18 protein-coding genes are annotated in these 16,808 nt (G+C 47.7%); 16 read left to right on the forward strand and 2 right to left on the reverse strand.

Features of this window, described 5'->3' with window-relative positions; translation table 11 throughout:
• Positions 1 to 120: 120 nt before the first annotated feature.
• From BM200_RS01640 to BM200_RS01650, 3 genes are read left to right on the forward strand one after another with little or no spacing between them, the layout of a single operon-like run.
• Positions 121 to 459: a hypothetical protein gene (locus tag BM200_RS01640; protein WP_091180591.1), complete on the forward strand. Its 339-nt coding sequence runs from the start codon at positions 121 to 123 to the stop codon at positions 457 to 459.
• Positions 456 to 2,210 carry an ABC transporter ATP-binding protein gene (locus BM200_RS01645; protein ID WP_091180592.1) on the forward strand — a complete coding sequence of 585 codons (1,755 nt, stop codon included), beginning with the start codon at positions 456 to 458 and terminating at the stop codon, positions 2,208 to 2,210. Before BM200_RS01640 ends, BM200_RS01645 begins: the two co-directional genes overlap by 4 nt.
• Positions 2,194 to 4,041 (forward strand): ABC transporter ATP-binding protein, encoded by a 1,848-nt coding sequence (locus tag BM200_RS01650; RefSeq protein WP_091180594.1) that lies wholly within the window; start codon positions 2,194 to 2,196, stop codon positions 4,039 to 4,041. The genes BM200_RS01645 and BM200_RS01650 overlap by 17 nt, the downstream gene beginning before the upstream one ends.
• Positions 4,042 to 4,092: 51 nt before the next feature.
• Here BM200_RS01650 and BM200_RS01655 read toward each other — a convergent pair whose 3' ends face one another.
• Complete coding sequence (locus tag BM200_RS01655; RefSeq protein WP_245772854.1) at positions 4,093 to 5,229, reverse strand: glycoside hydrolase family 88/105 protein; 1,137 nt, start codon at positions 5,227 to 5,229, stop codon at positions 4,093 to 4,095.
• A gap of 152 nt (positions 5,230 to 5,381) precedes the next feature.
• On the opposite strand from BM200_RS01655, the gene BM200_RS01660 reads away from it, so the two are divergent.
• From BM200_RS01660 to BM200_RS01695, 8 genes are all read left to right on the forward strand, one after another.
• Positions 5,382 to 6,218, forward strand: coding sequence for an AraC family transcriptional regulator (locus BM200_RS01660; RefSeq protein ID WP_091180596.1), 837 nt, complete (start codon positions 5,382 to 5,384; stop codon positions 6,216 to 6,218).
• 96 nt (positions 6,219 to 6,314) lie between these two features.
• Positions 6,315 to 6,815, forward strand: a complete 501-nt coding sequence (locus BM200_RS01665) for a DUF2798 domain-containing protein (protein ID WP_245772855.1) — start codon at positions 6,315 to 6,317, stop codon at positions 6,813 to 6,815.
• Between the two features lie 393 nt (positions 6,816 to 7,208).
• Entirely contained in the window at positions 7,209 to 8,663 is a 1,455-nt protein-coding gene (locus BM200_RS01670; RefSeq protein WP_091180599.1) for an ABC transporter substrate-binding protein, read from the forward strand.
• An 88-nt stretch (positions 8,664 to 8,751) separates the two neighbouring features.
• Entirely contained in the window at positions 8,752 to 9,642 is an 891-nt protein-coding gene (locus tag BM200_RS01675) for a carbohydrate ABC transporter permease (protein ID WP_091180602.1), read from the forward strand.
• 18 nt (positions 9,643 to 9,660) lie between these two features.
• Complete coding sequence (locus tag BM200_RS01680; RefSeq protein WP_091180605.1) at positions 9,661 to 10,494, forward strand: carbohydrate ABC transporter permease; 834 nt, start codon at positions 9,661 to 9,663, stop codon at positions 10,492 to 10,494.
• Between the two features lie 163 nt (positions 10,495 to 10,657).
• Positions 10,658 to 11,512 carry an ABC transporter ATP-binding protein gene (locus BM200_RS01685; protein WP_091180608.1) on the forward strand — a complete coding sequence of 285 codons (855 nt, stop codon included), beginning with the start codon at positions 10,658 to 10,660 and terminating at the stop codon, positions 11,510 to 11,512.
• On the forward strand, positions 11,505 to 12,158 hold the full coding sequence (locus BM200_RS01690) for an ABC-2 transporter permease (protein ID WP_091180610.1): 654 nt from the start codon (positions 11,505 to 11,507) through the stop codon (positions 12,156 to 12,158). The genes BM200_RS01685 and BM200_RS01690 overlap by 8 nt, the downstream gene beginning before the upstream one ends.
• 3 nt (positions 12,159 to 12,161) lie before the next feature.
• Positions 12,162 to 12,527, forward strand: a complete 366-nt coding sequence (locus BM200_RS01695; RefSeq protein WP_091180612.1) for a GntR family transcriptional regulator — start codon at positions 12,162 to 12,164, stop codon at positions 12,525 to 12,527.
• Between the two features lie 53 nt (positions 12,528 to 12,580).
• Here the strand turns inward: BM200_RS01695 and BM200_RS01700 are convergent, their stop codons facing one another.
• Positions 12,581 to 13,228, reverse strand: a complete 648-nt coding sequence (locus tag BM200_RS01700) for an SIMPL domain-containing protein (protein ID WP_091180614.1) — start codon at positions 13,226 to 13,228, stop codon at positions 12,581 to 12,583.
• Between the two features lie 335 nt (positions 13,229 to 13,563).
• Between BM200_RS01700 and BM200_RS01705 the strand changes: the two genes are divergently transcribed.
• From BM200_RS01705 to BM200_RS01725, 5 genes are read left to right on the forward strand one after another with little or no spacing between them, the layout of a single operon-like run.
• Entirely contained in the window at positions 13,564 to 13,773 is a 210-nt protein-coding gene (locus BM200_RS01705; RefSeq protein ID WP_091180617.1) for a hypothetical protein, read from the forward strand.
• Between the two features lie 20 nt (positions 13,774 to 13,793).
• Complete coding sequence (locus BM200_RS01710; protein WP_175532703.1) at positions 13,794 to 14,513, forward strand: hypothetical protein; 720 nt, start codon at positions 13,794 to 13,796, stop codon at positions 14,511 to 14,513.
• Positions 14,510 to 15,736 carry a glutathionylspermidine synthase family protein gene (locus BM200_RS01715; RefSeq protein WP_091180621.1) on the forward strand — a complete coding sequence of 409 codons (1,227 nt, stop codon included), beginning with the start codon at positions 14,510 to 14,512 and terminating at the stop codon, positions 15,734 to 15,736. Before BM200_RS01710 ends, BM200_RS01715 begins: the two co-directional genes overlap by 4 nt.
• Positions 15,711 to 16,382 carry a hypothetical protein gene (locus BM200_RS01720; RefSeq protein ID WP_091180623.1) on the forward strand — a complete coding sequence of 224 codons (672 nt, stop codon included), beginning with the start codon at positions 15,711 to 15,713 and terminating at the stop codon, positions 16,380 to 16,382. The genes BM200_RS01715 and BM200_RS01720 overlap by 26 nt, the downstream gene beginning before the upstream one ends.
• Positions 16,379 to 16,771 (forward strand): DUF350 domain-containing protein, encoded by a 393-nt coding sequence (locus tag BM200_RS01725; protein ID WP_091180624.1) that lies wholly within the window; start codon positions 16,379 to 16,381, stop codon positions 16,769 to 16,771. Before BM200_RS01720 ends, BM200_RS01725 begins: the two co-directional genes overlap by 4 nt.
• Positions 16,772 to 16,808: the final 37 nt, after the last annotated feature.

Below are 16,808 nucleotides of genomic sequence, written 5' to 3' on the forward strand. Positions count from 1 at the left end.
GAATCAGTTGTTAATTATTTGAAAATTCTAACTTGACAGCGCTTTATTAGACGTATACATTTGTATACATGAAGCATACTGTATACAAATGTATACATTGTGAAAAGGAGGCATAAACATATGCGTGATGGACATGGGCACAGAGGAAAGTTTAAGGAAGAGTGCAGAAACCGGGATGGGGGCAAGGCGCAGACATTCCGCCGCGGCAGAGCTCTTGCCTTTCTGGAGAAGCTTACAATTACTCGTGCCACGCTGCAGCGACAGTTGAATGATCCGGCTTTTGAAGCGATTAAACCGGTGATCAGCGGCGAGTTGAAAGCCACGGAAGCCATTATGGAAGAATTTATAAATGTATTTCAGCTTCATGAATTACCGGAGGAAGACAATACTTCCGAAGACACTCCGGCTGGGGAAGAGAGCAATTCCGACGAATCAAACAATGGAAGTGATGAGTCTTGAAATCAGAGGGTGTTCTGAAGCCGTATTTCAAGCAGACTTGGCATATTTATCTCGCATCGGTTACCCTTCATGCGGCGGCCAGTATCATATTTGCCTATTTTCCCAAGGTGCTCGGCGACTTTACGGATAAGCTGAAGTCTGGAGTTCTGGGCTCTCATGATGTCGTTCATTACAGCGTGCTGCTTGTGCTGATTGGAGCGGGATATGCGCTGCTTGGCGGTTATGGGCAGTATCTGGTCATGTACGTAGGCCGATTATTCGAATATATGACCAGGCGGCGGCTGTTCACGCATTTCTCCCATTTAAGCGAGCATTATTATTCGAAGAATGGCGTAGGCAAAATGCTTAATTATTTCATGAACGATGTGACGGGAGTAAGGGAATCGATCTCGATGGGCATTAACCAGACGGCCATGGCTTCGATGCTGTTGTTCTCCTGTGTGGGGGCAATGATTCTGAGCGATATCCCCCTGTATCTGATTGCCGCATCCGTCGGGCCTTTGATTCTGATTCCATGGATTGTCATCAAGATCGGACCGATCATCCGGCAGCGTTCCCGCAAAGTGCAGGAGTCGCTGGGTACGATGACGGAATCAGCCGAAGAGCAGTTTGGCGGTATTCGGGTCACGAAAAAATTTGCTGTTGAACCTATCATGATTAAACGCTTCGGCGCTTATGTGGATCAGATCAAGACGAACCAGTTATCGCTTGTGCGGATTTCCTCGCTTTTCCAGGCGATTGTACCGTTCCTTGGCAACTTGTCCCTAATTGTGTCCCTGGCCTATGGCGGTTACTTGACCATTAAAGGGGAAATTACGCTTGGTAACTTCGTTGCTCTGACGCTGTATGTACGAATGCTGATGAACCCGCTGCAGCAGATCGGCAACGTCATTAATACGGTGCAGCGTTCGCGTGCATCCTTGCAGCGGTTGAACGAATTGATGGCTGTTCAGCCGGATATCGTTGAAGCGGACAATGCTGCAGCTGCTAATCTTGCGAAGAGTCCCATTTGCATATCCGATCTGACCTTTACTTATCCGGATGCTCCGCAGCCTGCCCTTCGCCATATCGACCTGGTCATTCAGCCTGGCATGACGCTAGGCATTGTTGGACGTACTGGCAGCGGCAAAACAACCCTCGTGAAGCAGCTTCTTCGGGTTTACGACCCGCCGGCTGATGCCATTCATATCGGTGCTGCCGATATTCGTGAGGTTACGCTGGAGAGCCTGCGCAACCAGATCGCTTATGTGCCGCAGGACGGCTTCCTGTTCAGCACATCCATTCGCGAGAATATCGCCTTTGCAAGGCGGCAAGCCAGGCAGAGTGATGTTGATTCGGCAGCCAAGCAGGCGCGCATCTACGATAATATCAGCGAGTTCCCGGAAGGCTTCGAGACGAAGCTGGGGGAAAGAGGGATTACGTTATCCGGCGGTCAGCGGCAGCGTACCAGTCTGGCGCGCGGCTTTATCATGCAGGCGCCGCTTATGATTCTGGACGACAGCGTCAGCGCCGTTGATGCGGTTACCGAATCCGAGATTGTACACACCATTCAGCAGGAACGCCAAGGGAAGACAACGATAATCATCGCACACCGGATCAGCGCTTTGAAGCATGCGGATCTTATTATCGTGCTTAATGAGGGAGAAATTGTTCAGCGCGGCAAGCACGAGGAGCTGCTTGCTGAGCCGGGACCTTATGCCGAGCTCCATGCGATTCAGGAGGAGGGAAGCCAATATGCCTCAGGCCATTAACAATTGGCAGACGGATCAGAATTCTGGCCAGGGCAAGCAGCCCAAGCCGCAATACCGGTCAGCTTTTCGGATTCTTAGCTCGTATATTACCCCGCATCGGAAGACGTTTAGCTTAGTTGCTATTTGTACCGTGATCGCTATCGCGTCGGAGCTGTTTCAACCTTTTCTGGTTAAGATCGCAATCGATGACAACTTAATGGCTGGCAATAACGATTTCAGCAGCTTGCTGGTCATTTGCGCCATTTATTTGGGGTTATCTCTATCGGGTCTGTTGTTTACTTATTTACAAAATAATTTGCTGCAGGATGCCGGCCAAAGTATCGTTGCCAAGATCAGGAAGCAGCTATTCCAGCATATTACGAAACTATCGATGTCCTATTTCGATAAAACTTCAAGCGGAAGTCTGATCACGCATGTATCCAGCGATACCGAGGCGGTTAACCAATTTTTTAATCAGGTATTGCTTACCCTGCTGCGTGATGGTCTGACGCTTGTTTCGATACTGGTGATGATGTTTTATCTGGATGCAACATTAGGCTTATATTGTCTGCTGTTGCTGCCGATTATTGCCTTAATTGCAATCGCTTTCCGTTCCTTTATGCGTACGACGTATCAAATGGCACGGACGCGCTTGTCCCGCCTTGTTGCCTTTGTTGCGGAGAACCTGTCGGGCATGAGCCTAATTCAGGTGTTCCATCAGCAGAAGGCGCAAGCTGAGTTATACAAGGAGCGGAACGAAGATTATTTTAAAGCTAACGTCCGGGAAATTCGCACACAGGTTTTGTTCAACCGGACGTTTGATCTGCTGGGCAACTTGACCATTGCTTTTGTGGTGTGGACCGGAGGGAAGGCTGTGCTCGGTACGACAATTGAGTTTGGCGTACTGTATGCGTTTATTACTTACATCCGGCAGTTCTTCCAGCCGATTAACGCCATTACCCAGCAGTGGAACACCCTCCAATCCGCTACGGTAGCGGTCAACCGGATTTGGGGCGTGCTTGATATCGAACCGGAAATTCAGGATTCGGCCAAGACGGTTAAAGTGGATTATGAATCCGTACAAGGTCGTGTTGATTTCAATAAAATCTCGTTCAGCTACGGGAATGGCTCTCCCATCTTCCGCGGGCTTGATCTTCATATCCGTCCCGGCGAGATGGTAGGGATTGTAGGAACCACCGGCGCAGGTAAAAGCTCGCTGATGAGCTTGCTTTGCCGCTTCTATGATGTTCAGGAGGGCAGCGTTAACATTGACGGGAACGATGTCCGGAATATCCCGCAGGCAGACCTTCACCGGATTGTGGGCCTGGTCCAGCAGGAACCGTATCTGTATGCGGGGAGCATTATCGACAATGTCAGGATGTTTGACGAGTCCATCTCCCGTGAAGACGTTATTCAGGCCTGCGAATTTGTAGGAGCGGACCAGCTGGTCAGCCGGATGGCTGACGGCTATGATACGAAATTATCCGAGCGAGGCAGCGGATTATCCGCCGGTGAGCGGCAGCTGTTGTCTTTTGCCCGCATTATCGTGTTCCGACCCAAAATTCTGATCCTTGACGAAGCAACCGCCAATCTGGATTCCCAGACGGAGCAGCTGATTCAACGTGCGCTGCAGGTCGTATCCAAAGGCCGGACAACGATTGTTATTGCCCATCGCTTGTCTACCATTATGCAGGCGGACCGGATTATCGTGCTGAGCCACGGAACCATTGTGGAGTCGGGCACACATGCAGAGCTCATCGAGCTGCAAGGCGTGTATGAGGAGCTGTATCGCCACTCGCAAGGCGAGGCAGCCGCATCCATAGAAGCTCCTGAAGCGCAGACGATACCCTAGATTGAAAAAGTGATAAGCTGAGGCCTATTTGAGGCCTCAGCTTTTTTTTGGTCAATTAATTCCGGTCTTTGCCGCCAGACTCATCTCCACGCACATCAGGATAAAAGCTCCTGCGCCGTGCAGATCGTTCTCGCTTGTCGGGCGGGCGATGTAGTGGGCATAATCGCCAATCCCCGTGCCGATGCAGATTTGCCCGATCACGACATGGCCGTTGTCATCTAATTTCAGCGTATCGATGACGCCTTGATAACCTTTCCAGGCCTGCTCCAAATACTTCGCATCGAGATAGCCGAACCGCACGGCCTTGGCGATGGCATGCACGTAAAGGGATGTACAGGAATTTTCAGGCCAATTATCCGGCTGGTCTCCCTTATCGACTACCTGATACCATAAGCCTGTTGCGGAATCCTGATATTTGGTCAATGCGATCAGGAGATCCTGCAGGATAGCAACTAGCGCTGGCTTATCCTTGTGATCCTCCGGCAGATATTCGAACATTTCGAGCAGGGCAACCGGATACCAGCCAATAGCGCGGCCCCAGAATTCAGGAGCAAGACCGGTAACCGGATCCGCCCATGAAGCTTCTTTCGTTTCGTCCCAGCCGTGATACAGCAAGCCGGTGACAGGATCCTTCGTATGCTTTTCCATCAGAATGGCCTGATAGGTCATCATATCGAAATACTCGCTTGCATCAAAGGTTTTGCCGAACTGAACGGCGATTGGCCCGGCCATATAAAGCCCGTCCAGCCACATCTGATTCGGATAATGCTCCTTATGCCAGAAGCCGCCGGAAGGATTCGTTTTCCACGATTTGATCAGCGGCACCAGGTAGTGAAGGGCTTTCTTGTACCGCTCGTCCCCGGTTTGCTCGTACAGGTTATAGAGAAGGACACCCGGTTGAATATCGTCCAGTTCATTGGGTTTATGCTTCTTAATACTGCCGTCTTCGAGGACCTGGCTGTCCACCCATCGTTTCAGATAATGATAATAGTCAGGGTTATTCGTTTCCTTCCAGCATTTCTCCATGCCCGATAAAAATACTCCCTGATGATAATGGAACCGGTCCGGCGGAAGCTGCTCCGGCTCGAACTTTGCCATTAATGCCTCGCAGGCTTTCTCCGCCCATTGAATAGGGGAATATTCGGCATGATTGCTTTCCTCCATATTTGCTGCGTTTGAAGAATTCATCGTACGCTCAGCCTCCCTCTTTGTCATAAGGCTATACTAGCACGAAGAAATGTACATTTTTTGCAGAAAAGAACGAATTCTTCTTATATCTTGCTGTAAATGAACAGAGGCGTATAATGAAAGTCAAAGCACTTGAAGGGGCGTGGCGAAGGATGGGGGATTTCCAATACGACAACGGAGAGGGGACCTTCTCGGTCTCTTACCGCAAAGCCCGCAGCCACAATATGCCTGTGAGCCATTTTCATAGTACATACGAAATTTTTAGTCTGATGTCCGGCAAGCGGGAGTTTTTTATTAAGGATCGGACGATGGTCGTTCATGAAGGGGACATTGTAATCATCTCTCCCAATATTCTGCACAGGACCACGAATACGGAGACGCCGGAGCATGAGCGGCTTATCGTGAATATTCATGAGAAGCATATGGCTGCCGGGAATGCGACGTATATGGACGTTCTGCATCCGCTGTTTGAGAAGGAGTATCTCATTGTCAAATGTCCGCTGCAGGATCGATTAGCCATTGAGACTTTGACGCAAACGATCATCACGGAGATGCAGGAAAAGAAGCCCGGCTTCGAGATGTATGCGCAGACTCTGGCTTTGCAATTGCTCATGATCTGCTGTCGTCACGTGAAGCTGAACCGTGCGGAAGCGCTGGAATCGCCAAGCCCGATGCATGAGCGAATATCGGAGATTGTCCGTTACATCAACGCTCATTACATGATCGAGCTGTCGCTTCATTTGCTGGCGGAGAAGTTTTACGTCAGCCCTTATTATTTGAGCCGATTTTTCAAGGAAGCAACCGGATTTACGTTCGTTGAATACTTAAACAGCGTCAGAATCAAGGAAGCGAAAAAGCTGCTTGAGCAGTCTTCCATGAAGGTGAATCTTATCGCGAAGCGGGTCGGATTCGGCAGCGTGACGCATTTTGGCAGAGTGTTCAAATCGGTCACCGGGTATGTTCCGCTGCATTATAGGAAAGGAAACTAGATGTATTTCCAGTAGCTTTCATCCTAAAAAATTCACAAACTTGTCACTTATGAAGAGGGGGTGCAACTCTCTATAATGACAAGGAGAACAGAAAGGATGATGATTTTGCCTGCGAATAAGAGAGAAGATTTTTATTTTGGATTGATGATGGTAACGGGGATGGCTCTTGTCATGATTACGTATAACATGATACGTAATGACTTGTTTGGAACTATTTCTCCGGGAGTAACGGTACTGCAATATGTGTTGGGCTTTATGATTGCTTTCGTCATTGAGATGTATGTAGTAGGACCGGTTGCGAAGAAAATCGCCTTCTCGCTGCCTTATGACAAGTCGAAGAAAATATATGTGATTCTATCGCTTGCTTTCTGCATGGTTACGGGCATGGTACTATGCATGTCGTTATATGGTCTTATCAGCTCATCACTGGCAGACAGCTTGGGAGAGGGATCGCTGATCAAACATTATTTCTCTATCGTTTTCCATAACTATATCTTGGCATTTCCTCTTCAATTGATCGTGATGGGCCCGCTGGTGCGGTTCTTGTTCAGTAAATTTGTAGCGAAAAAATCACATGCGCCAAAGCTGGCCGCTTAATTGAAATAACCGTTAAATGTCGTGAGCATCTGGTTGGGATGCTTCACGGCATTTTTTTTGCATTACACGAATTGTTACATGAAGTGGATTCTATTAGACTACGTGAATAGTAGAGAGGCTGATTTTTATGTCCAAAACTCTCTGCTGACTTTGATTCTTTAATAATAGACCTTTTTCATAATGAGTTCCGGACGACAAGTGCCGGGGCTTTTTTTATCGTGCCATTATTTGAAGCGATTTTTGAAAGTCATTTAAATAGAGTATTATGTCGCAATATTATAGTCGAATCTTCCGATTTTCATCGAATAAAGATGGAGGTAGATAAATATCTATGAACTATAACCGCATGGAAGCGCTTAACCAAGGGTGGTTGACTAATAGGGAGGGATTCTGATGGCTCGCGGTAAAAGATTCTGGTCCATTTCCACATCGCTCGTCTTGTGTACAACCTTGCTGTTTGCCTGCTCGAACAATTCGAACAATACAAACAAGCCTAGCAACAGTCCAAGCACTTCGGCAGACACAGGCACCAAAGAGACAAACGCGGGATCAACAAACGACGGAGGAGACAAAGGAAGCACGGAGAAAAAGGTCATTACAATCACCTATCGCGATGACGGTATCGGCGAAGAAGGTGTCATGTACAAATGGATTCAAGAGCTTGCAGCGAATTTTCCGGACAAAAACGTAGAGATTAAGGCAACTCCGATACAGGCGTCCGAAGGCGATTATTTTGCCAAGATCGCATTGGCGCTGAAGTCCAAAGATACCGCACCGGATATCGTGACGGAAGATACGTTTATCCTCAACTCGGACGCAAGTGCCGGTTACCTGACGCCGCTGGATGATAAGGTGAGCGCTTGGGAGGACTGGACGAACGGCTCCTTCATTGAGGCACTCAAAAAAGGCGTTACCGCAAGTGACGGCAAGGTCTATGGTGTCCCTTACAATACCGATTCCAGGGGGCTTTGGTATAACAAAACGCTCTTCAAGCAGGCAGGATTGCCAGAAGAATGGACACCGAAAAACTGGGATGAAGTGCTTGATGCAGCCAGAACGATCAAGAGCAAGCTTCCTGACGTCGTGCCAATCTGGATGAACATGGGCAAGGCAACCGGCGAAGCGACTTCCATGCAGACTTATGAAATGCTTCTCTATGGGACTGGCGAGAGATTGTACGATAACGACACGGGTAAATGGATTACGAAGAGCCAGGGCATAGTTGATGCTCTCACATTCATCCAAACGATTAACAAAGAAAAGCTTGGACCGCCGCTCTCGAAGGTCCTGAACGGTCAAGCGGGCAATACGGCTACCCGTGAATACTTGCCGCAAGGCAAGCTGGCGATTTCGCTCGACGGCTCCTGGATTACCGGCAACTATCTGGAAGGCGGCGCTGCTCCATGGCCAGAGTACAAGGATGTTCTCGGATTCGCGCCAATGCCGACAAGCAAAGGCCAGGCACCTGGCTCTATCACGCTTGCGGGGGGCTGGGCATTATCGATTCCGGCCAACGCTCAGCATAAAGACGAGGCATGGGAAGTGATTAAATTCGCTCTCAACAAAGAAAACTCGAAAAAGCTTGTTATTGCATCCGGCAATATCACCGTTCGCGCGGACGTGGGATCTGATCCGGAGTATACCCAAATGCCGTTTAACCAAATTGCAACCGAATATTTGAAAAATGCAGAGTTCCGTCCGGCACAGGATAAATATCCGGAAGTGTCGACGCAAATTCAGACGATGGTGGAATCCGTTGCTTCAGGAACATCAGCGCAGGATGCCGCGAATAAATACGCGCAGGATGTTACCCGAATTGTAGGTGAGGATAAAATTTTAGAAAAATAATAAAAAACGGCTTGCTCAAGCACTTCCTTTCGCTGCTGCTGCTTGAGCAAGTCTTCTTTCACACGCAAGGCGGAGGAGGTAGACCTTAATGAGCACTGTGGCCTTAAATGGCATAACGAAGCGAAAGCGGACATGGACGTGGCTGTATTTCTTGCTGCCCTCCGTGGCCATCATGCTGGTGTTTTTTATATACCCGATCCTGCTGACGGTATTCTATTCCTTCACTAATCTGGCTCTTACCGGGGAAGCGGCCAAGGATCTGAATTTTGTCGGCCTGGATAACTATTCGCGTATGTTCGAGGACCCAACAGTGAGGACGAGTATATGGAATACACTCATATTCCTGATTGGTTCGGCTGTTATTGGTCAGCAGGTGCTGGGGTTCCTTATTGCCCTTTTAATGAAGAGCAAAAATAGATGGTTCCGGAGAATCATCGGCACCATTGTGCTGGCGGGATGGGTTACGCCTGAAATCGTGTGCGCGTTATGCTTGTACAGCTTTTTCGCGGATGAAGGAACGCTTAATGCGATTCTGACATCGTTTGGCTTTAGCGAGGTCACCTGGCTGTACACGGTCCCGATGATTACCATCATCCTGGCGAATATTTGGCATGGCACAGCCTTCTCCATGCTGGTGTTCCAGGCTGCTCTGGATGATGTGCCAAGCGAGATTGAAGAGGCTGCTATTGTTGATGGAGCTTCGAAATGGCAAGTACTGACGAGAGTAACGATCCCCTATATCAAGGATTCCATTACAACAAATGCAATGCTCGTTACGCTGCAGACGCTTGGTGTATTTGGTCTGATCTACGCGATGACAGGCGGAGGGCCGGGAACGTCCACGACCACGCTGCCGATCTTTATGTATAATCAGGCCTTCGTCAATTATCAGCTTGGTTACGGTACGGCCATTTCCTTATTGCTGCTGTTTATCGGTATCATTCTTAGCTTGTTCTATATCCGCTCGATGAAAGAGTAAACGGACAAGGAGAACAATATGAGTGCAAATCAACGCAAATGGATTTTCCAGCTGTTGCCCTATACCATATTAACGGTCATTGGAATCTGCTTTCTGCTTCCGCTGCTATGGGTGCTTGTAGCCTCCGTCGATACGAATGCGATGCAGTCACTCAAGACGCCAACCCATCTGACGGGCAATAATTATGTGGACGTATTGACTAACAAAGACAATCAGCGTGCCTTTCTGATCGGCCTCCTGATGTCCGGTGGCCAAGCTGTTCTGGTCGTCATACTGGGTCTTCTGGCAGCCTATCCGTTGTCGCGTTATCAACTTAGATACAAGAAGCCTTTTATGCTGACCATCCTGTTCATGACTTCCTTGCCGATTACGGCCGTAATGGTACCGGTGTATCAGCTGTTTCTGACGTTGAAGCTCTATAACAATATATTTGGCGTCATTCTTTTCTTTGTTGCTTCGGCCATGCCATACGGAATCTGGATGCTGAAAAACTTCATGGATTCCGTGCCCTCCGAGCTGGAGGAAGCAGCCTGGATTGATGGCGCATCGGTATTCGTAGGAATCTGGAAGGTCGTTGCACCGCTTATGATTCCGGGTATTTGCACCGTTGCCATCTTTACCTTTTCCGGCAGCTGGGGGAATTTCTTCGTGCCCTACATCCTGCTGCAGTCCCCGGAGAACTTCCCGGCCTCGCTTAAGATCTATCAGTTCTTCGGGCAATACGGCATGGCCGACTATGGCAAATTAGCCGCTTTCTCCGTCATGTACGCTATCCCGTCTGTGATGCTGTACATCTTATCCCAACGCTTTATGTCCAAAGGCTTTGGCATGCAGGGCGGGATGAAGGGGTAGAGAAGCAGGCGATTCATAATGGAAAACGAGATAACCTTGAATGGCTAAAACCGCTCAAGGTTTTTTTTGTTTCTAGAATTTAGGTAATTCCGTAATTGACTTCAAATTTCCTTGATGATATATTGTGTATACACGACATACACAATTTGATCGGAGGTACGCTATGCTGGCATTAGATATTCGGAATGTAAGCAAGAAATATAAAAATTTCGAGCTGAAGGATATATCGTTTCAGTTGGAAAAGGGTTATATCATGGGGTTCATAGGCGCCAACGGAGCAGGGAAAACAACAACGATTAAATCGATCTTGAATTTAATTCATATCGACAGCGGAGAGGTCCGTATTCTGGGCAAGAACCTTGCCGAGCACGAATTAGAGCTGAAGCAGGAAATCGGGTTCGCGTTTGGCGACGTTGATTTTCACAATCGAAGCAAAGTAAAAACGTTAACCGATGTCATTAAGAAGTTCTATAAAAATTGGAATGATGATACCTATTACAGCTATCTGAGAAAGTTCAAATTGGATGAAAACAAAAAAATCTCCGAACTGTCGACGGGGATGAAGGTCAAATACAATTTGGCCCTTGCCTTGTCCCATGGCGCGAAGCTTCTAATCCTTGATGAACCAACCAGCGGACTCGATCCGGTCGCAAGGGATAATTTATTGGAGATTTTCCAAGAGCTCGTTGGAGAAGGGGAGATCAGCATTCTTTTCTCCACGCATATTACCTCTGATCTGGAGAAATGCGCGGATTTTATCACCTTTATTGAGAACGGGCAAATTGTCAAAAGCGCGGAGAAAGAAGCATTCGTGGAGACTTACCGCCTGCTGAGCGGCAAGGAAAGCCAGCTCAGCGAAGTGAAAGAGCTGCTCATTTCCTATAAGAAAAATTCATTTGGCTTTACGGGATTGATACACGCAGACGATTTCGACCCGGCTTCCGGGATTAACGCAGCCATACCAAGCCTTGAGGAGATAATGATTTATTTCGCGAAGAAGGAGGATATGTATGTATAATTTAATTCTGAAGGATTTTAAATTAGGAGTACCCCTCATCTATTTAATCATGCCTTTTTTGACAGGAGCTTTAATGTTTATTCCCGGCTGGATCTATTTTATTGTCCTCCTGTATTTTTGTTGGATCACGATGCCCAATATGTTCGGCGGATTTCGAGCTCAGAACGATTTGATGTTTACGGCCATGATGCCCGTGACCAAAAACGATATCGTGAAAGCTAAGGTATCCGTTATTGTTCTCCTTGAACTCTTGCATATTGTCATTGCAATGATCTTTGGTATGATAAGTATTAACTTGTACACGAATATCACCTATTATTTCTTTGAGCCTCATATGGGTTTTTGGGGATTATGTTTTGTGATGTTTGGGATCTTCAACATTTGTTTTATATCCATCTATTACAAAACAGCTTACAAATATGGTGAGGCAACGCTTGTGTCAATTGTGGCTGCTATGCTGTTTGCCGGAATTGCGCAGTGGATCGGAATTGAGAGTTCTTATGTACATGATATTTTTTATGGTGCCGGTCTTGACCGTACAGCCCTTCAAGCTTCTATTCTGATCGCAGGAATCCTTGTCTTTATTGCTTTAACCGTCATTGGTTATCGTATTGCAAGTAAACGGTTCCCTAAAGTGGAGATATAATGAATGAATGTAGCCATTTCCAACTCATCCGATAAACCCATTTATCAGCAGATTTACGAACAAATCAGCGCCCAGATCCTGAAAGGCGAATTAGAAAGCGGCTATGCTTTACCGCCGATACGACAAGCGGCACAGGAGCTCAGAGTAAGCATCATAACCGTCAAGAAGGCATGGGAAGAACTCGAGCACGCTGGTTTGATCAACACGGTCACGGGTAAAGGATGCTTTGTAGCCGAGTTTACACCCGATCAGATACTGCAATTACGCAATGTAATGATTTTGAAGCAAATGGCTGCCGACGCGTCCTATTATAAATCCTTCGGCCTTACGCTGGTTGAAGTGATTGAGCTGATGAATAAGGTTTACTGAATCGAAAACGGTGGTGCGGTCATCTACAGGCTCGCACCGCCGTTTTTTGCATTTCACCCGTACAGATACCAGACGCGAACGGAGGCTTTATACGTTAACGTTCCTGGTTCAATGGATGTGCCAGCGTCACCGGCGGGCAAGGATGCTGCTTTGAACATGACCGGTTCAAAGCTTCTTCCCGGTGCTTCCATCACCTTGCATGGAACGGCAGACAGGGAGACGCCAAGCGTGGCGGCAACCGTAAGTGCCTTCGCTTCGGCATCGCGGACAGCCAGAGTTAATGCTTTTCGCCGGGCCTCTTCCGCTTGCGATGATTTGAACGATACATCCGTTACCATGTTTGCCCCTTGGGCGACTGCCGCGTCGATGATGCTTCCCGCGTCCTTTGCTCCGTCAATGGTGATTCGCAAGAGATGCACGGCTCTGTAACCTCGAAAGACTTGCTTCCCGTCAATAAAATCATACTGTGGCTCAATGGTATATTGCGCGGTCGAAATATTTTCCCGTGGTACGCCAAGATCAAGCAAGGCTTGGATAATGGCCGCAATCTTCTCCGCTTGTTCCGCCTGAAGCTCCGCCAGACCGTCCCCTTCGTCAGAAACACCAAGCGTAACAAGCGTTTCGTCCGGCACGGCAGTTGCCGCTCCTTCGCCCATCACCTCGATTGTAAAATCACAGGAGGGCTGCACCTGTTCTTTCATGACATAACGACCTCCATTTCAAAGCTATCTTCTTACTATGTATAGACGTTTTGCCACTAGGAGATGTTTCGGTTTTTTTATAATGCTTTAGTGCTGAACAACAATTCCAAAAAGAGGAAATAGTAAATTTGGACTATTATTTTCCCAAATACTTCATGATACAATTCGAAAAGTCAAGGTAACGTAAGCGTCCACAGCTAATAAAGCACGATCACGTTTAATGTGATTGTGTTTTTTTATTTTACGAGTCAATATTTTAGTTCCAAAAATTTGAAACGTCAAAAACGCTATTGCCGTATACAATGAACATCCAATCGAAAGGGGCACATAAATAGATGCGAGTTGTTTTGTTTGTAAAAGATCCGGAACGAGGATTAAGCCAGCTTGATGATCGGGAATGGGATTCTGCGATGATCGCCTCGCTGGAGCATGTGAACTATCTGACTCTGCATGGCCAGGAGTATCAAACATTGGAAGGAAAGTTGAACCTTGATGCCGGCCAATTAGAGCTCCTTGTTGTGAGAATGAATAACAAGACATTATAGAAGGAAAGAAGGTACTGGACATGCAAGAAGATAAAAAACTCGATCCCCTAAAATCCAAACTGTTAACCAAAGAAGGAATACCGCTCAAGGTGCTTTCTACTTCATTAGGCCTCGCACTAATAGCCAATTTGGCAGCAGTACCAGTTCACGCTGAAGCCGCAAGTCCGGCCGCAACCGCGTCTCCAACGCCTACGGTATCCAGTTCAACATCCGGCCCCAAGCTTGTTGAATGGTCGAGTGAGGCAGTGAAACGGTATTATGATCCTGCTGTCGACTGGAATCTTCCGCTGCCATCCGATGAAGAGCTGGATGAAGCGGAAACGGTACAGGAGAGTCCGCAAGTGACCTCCGGCGGCGGTTCCGGCGGAGGAACAACCATTGTTCATCAATCATCCGGCTTCGGATGGGATGATTTGATGCTTTATCATTTGCTGTTCAACAGCGGCAGCTCGTATTCGTCGCAATCCTATGCCTCTTCCCATCGGTCCTATTATTATGGCAGCACCCGTCCATACGAGCCTAAGAGCTATTCCAATGGTAAATTCCAGAACAAGCCTGTTGTTGGTTCATCGGTGTCCCCACCAAAGACATCGAGCTCTACCGGTACGGTTACCCGCCGCTCAACCTCGTCGTCTCCAGGCGGAATTGGCGGCAAGTCCAGCGGATTTAGTTCCTCTTCTTCCAACTCTTCCAGCTCTCACTCCAGCTCCATCTCATCAGGGGGAGGATTTGGAGGATGACGGCAGAGGTGTTTAAAGTGATTGGGGAACCGGCCGCAGACCGGACACGCAAGGTTGAACTTCTTAAAGAGTTGGGTTTTGCTTGGGCTGATCTGGAGTCAGAACCCTACTGGATTGATCAGGTTGTAGGGATGAACAGGGAAATCTATGAAGAGCTTGAACAGGCATCCAGGAAGCTTTGGCTGGTTCTCGATCGAACGGCACGTTATATTCACGGCAAACATGACCTGTATCAACTGATCGGCATTCCCGCCATACTGTGGGATTTAATAGATCTACTACCTATGCCGGAGGAAGGCGTCATCAGCAGGTACGCCAGGTTTGATTTTGCCATTTCGCAAGACGGCACGATTAAAATGCTTGAGTTAAACGCAGATACACCAACAGGTTACGTGGAAGCCTCAATTGCAACGCCGTGGCTTTGTCATCTTGCAGGGGTCACTTCCGTTAACGATAAAATGAAGGATCTCGTCTCGTCCGCATGGGCGATCGAACAACCGGACACGGTAGCATGCGTGGCGTACGGTTCGCATCTGGAGGATTCCGGAACGATTGAAGCGTTAGCCAAGCATAGCGGGCTTGAACTTCAATTAGAGGACTGCTTGCAGTTGTGGGTGGATAACGGAATTTTAAGAAACGGGCAGGGGAATGCCATCCGCCGAATGTTTGCGCTTTATCCGAAAGAGTGGATGGCTCATGACGATGGAGGAGAAGCATTAGCCTATGCGATCGAGAAGGGTCACTTGCACTTGTTTAATTCGGTTCACAGCATTCTTCTGCAGTCAAAAGGCCTGCAAGCCGCAGCATGGGGATTGCATGAATTAGGCGTTCTATTTGACGACCAGGAACGTGAAACCATTGAGCGCTATATGCTGCCGACTTATAACAAACCCGTATTTGACGGGGATTTTGTATCCAAATCGATGTTTGGGCGCGAGGGCGGATCAGTCAAGATGTTTGACCAGGCCGGACAGCTTGAGATTGAAGATCAGGAGGCTTTTGATACGAGCGAGCTTTTTCCCGTCGTGTATCAGAGGAGAACGGAGCTATCGCGTATTCATACCGCAGCCGGTGAACTTTTCCTGCTGGTTGGCATGTTCATGATCAATGGAGAGACTGGTGGTCTTCTCGGGCGAGCCGGCGGGCCGATTACCGGCAATTCAAGTCATTTTATCCCGATTGGAGTGTTGGAGCACAATGAAGAAACTAACCATCGCCACTAGCCTATTGTTGTTATGTCTTATTCTCAGTTCATGTACGGATAATCCGGATTATGTGTTTAGCACCAGCTCGGATTCCTCTGCCTGGACGTCATCGCCATCACAAGATACGACGGCTACTCCTGCAGCCCCAACTATACATCCGGTAAGGAACGTGCCGTGGGATTACCGCGTCGTTGAATCGGAGGTTGGCGATCTTGTTGGCAGCGATATGACGATCATCCCGGACAACACGCTTCTTCCAAATGACAATAACTATGCAACGGGAGATAAAGTGTGGATTCTTCAATATATGGATGCGCAGTTAACAACGGACGACGACAGACGCAGTCAGATCAAGCTGTCTTCATGGGATACGCTGAAATCATTTAAGGATGAGAAAAGCGCTCTGGAGGACTTGGCCAACTTAAAGGAATCGATTCAAACGGAAGTTGACTTGATTGGCGTATACAAGACAGAGAATGCCGGTAAAACGCGTGAGTTTGCAGTTATCACTCTGCCATCGGGCAATGTGATCAAGCAGCCAATCAGCGATGAAAAGTATGCTTCTCTCAAATCGAAATCCAAAGTTAAAATCAATCTTGAGCAAGTTCACTTATACAATGACTATGATCAGGTATATTCGAAATTCCGGGGGTGGGCGCAGTGACCGTATTTATTAATCTTGTCGTTAGTGTTGTCGTTATCATCATTTTGCAATTGGCTGGCATGCTGATCTTTAGTTTAATGACGCCGTTTAATGATTTGGAAGAATTGAAAAAAGGCAATATGGCCGTGGGTCTAGCGTTTGGCGGCAAGTTTTTGTCGACGGCACTAATCATTGGCGTAGCGGCTTATACGAATACCTCCATATGGTATATGATGTTATGGTTTTTAGTAGGGTATTTTATATTAATCATCTCCTACTGGATCTTTGAACTGGCAACCCCGGGTCTCAAAATTTCTGAGCATCTGCAAAAAGGCAATGTCGCCATCGGAGCCCTTTTATGCTTCGTGTTTATTGGAACAAGCTTTGCGGTTAGCAGCTTGATTATTTAAAGAAAGAGGCTGTCCCTCAGGGATTCCTTTGAATAAA

The organism is Paenibacillus catalpae (assembly GCF_900112695.1).
Classification (GTDB): domain Bacteria; phylum Bacillota; class Bacilli; order Paenibacillales; family Paenibacillaceae; genus Pristimantibacillus; species Pristimantibacillus catalpae.

Excerpts from the sequence above, each read along its gene's own strand:
- BM200_RS01665 (WP_245772855.1), top strand. The coding sequence starts at position 6,315 with ATGATGATTTTGCCTGCGAATAAGAGAGAAGATTTTTATTTTGGATTG.
- BM200_RS01685 (WP_091180608.1), top strand. The coding sequence starts at position 10,658 with ATGCTGGCATTAGATATTCGGAATGTAAGCAAGAAATATAAAAATTTC.
- BM200_RS01695 (WP_091180612.1), top strand. The coding sequence starts at position 12,162 with ATGAATGTAGCCATTTCCAACTCATCCGATAAACCCATTTATCAGCAG.
- BM200_RS01660 (WP_091180596.1), top strand. The coding sequence starts at position 5,382 with ATGGGGGATTTCCAATACGACAACGGAGAGGGGACCTTCTCGGTCTCT.
- BM200_RS01705 (WP_091180617.1), top strand. The coding sequence starts at position 13,564 with ATGCGAGTTGTTTTGTTTGTAAAAGATCCGGAACGAGGATTAAGCCAG.
- BM200_RS01680 (WP_091180605.1), top strand. The coding sequence starts at position 9,661 with ATGAGTGCAAATCAACGCAAATGGATTTTCCAGCTGTTGCCCTATACC.
- BM200_RS01690 (WP_091180610.1), top strand. The coding sequence starts at position 11,505 with ATGTATAATTTAATTCTGAAGGATTTTAAATTAGGAGTACCCCTCATC.
- BM200_RS01650 (WP_091180594.1), top strand. The coding sequence starts at position 2,194 with ATGCCTCAGGCCATTAACAATTGGCAGACGGATCAGAATTCTGGCCAG.
- BM200_RS01655 (WP_245772854.1), bottom strand. The coding sequence starts at position 5,229 with ATGAATTCTTCAAACGCAGCAAATATGGAGGAAAGCAATCATGCCGAA.
- BM200_RS01640 (WP_091180591.1), top strand. The coding sequence starts at position 121 with ATGCGTGATGGACATGGGCACAGAGGAAAGTTTAAGGAAGAGTGCAGA.
- BM200_RS01670 (WP_091180599.1), top strand. The coding sequence starts at position 7,209 with ATGGCTCGCGGTAAAAGATTCTGGTCCATTTCCACATCGCTCGTCTTG.
- BM200_RS01710 (WP_175532703.1), top strand. The coding sequence starts at position 13,794 with ATGCAAGAAGATAAAAAACTCGATCCCCTAAAATCCAAACTGTTAACC.
- BM200_RS01720 (WP_091180623.1), top strand. The coding sequence starts at position 15,711 with ATGAAGAAACTAACCATCGCCACTAGCCTATTGTTGTTATGTCTTATT.
- BM200_RS01700 (WP_091180614.1), bottom strand. The coding sequence starts at position 13,228 with ATGAAAGAACAGGTGCAGCCCTCCTGTGATTTTACAATCGAGGTGATG.
- BM200_RS01675 (WP_091180602.1), top strand. The coding sequence starts at position 8,752 with ATGAGCACTGTGGCCTTAAATGGCATAACGAAGCGAAAGCGGACATGG.
- BM200_RS01715 (WP_091180621.1), top strand. The coding sequence starts at position 14,510 with ATGACGGCAGAGGTGTTTAAAGTGATTGGGGAACCGGCCGCAGACCGG.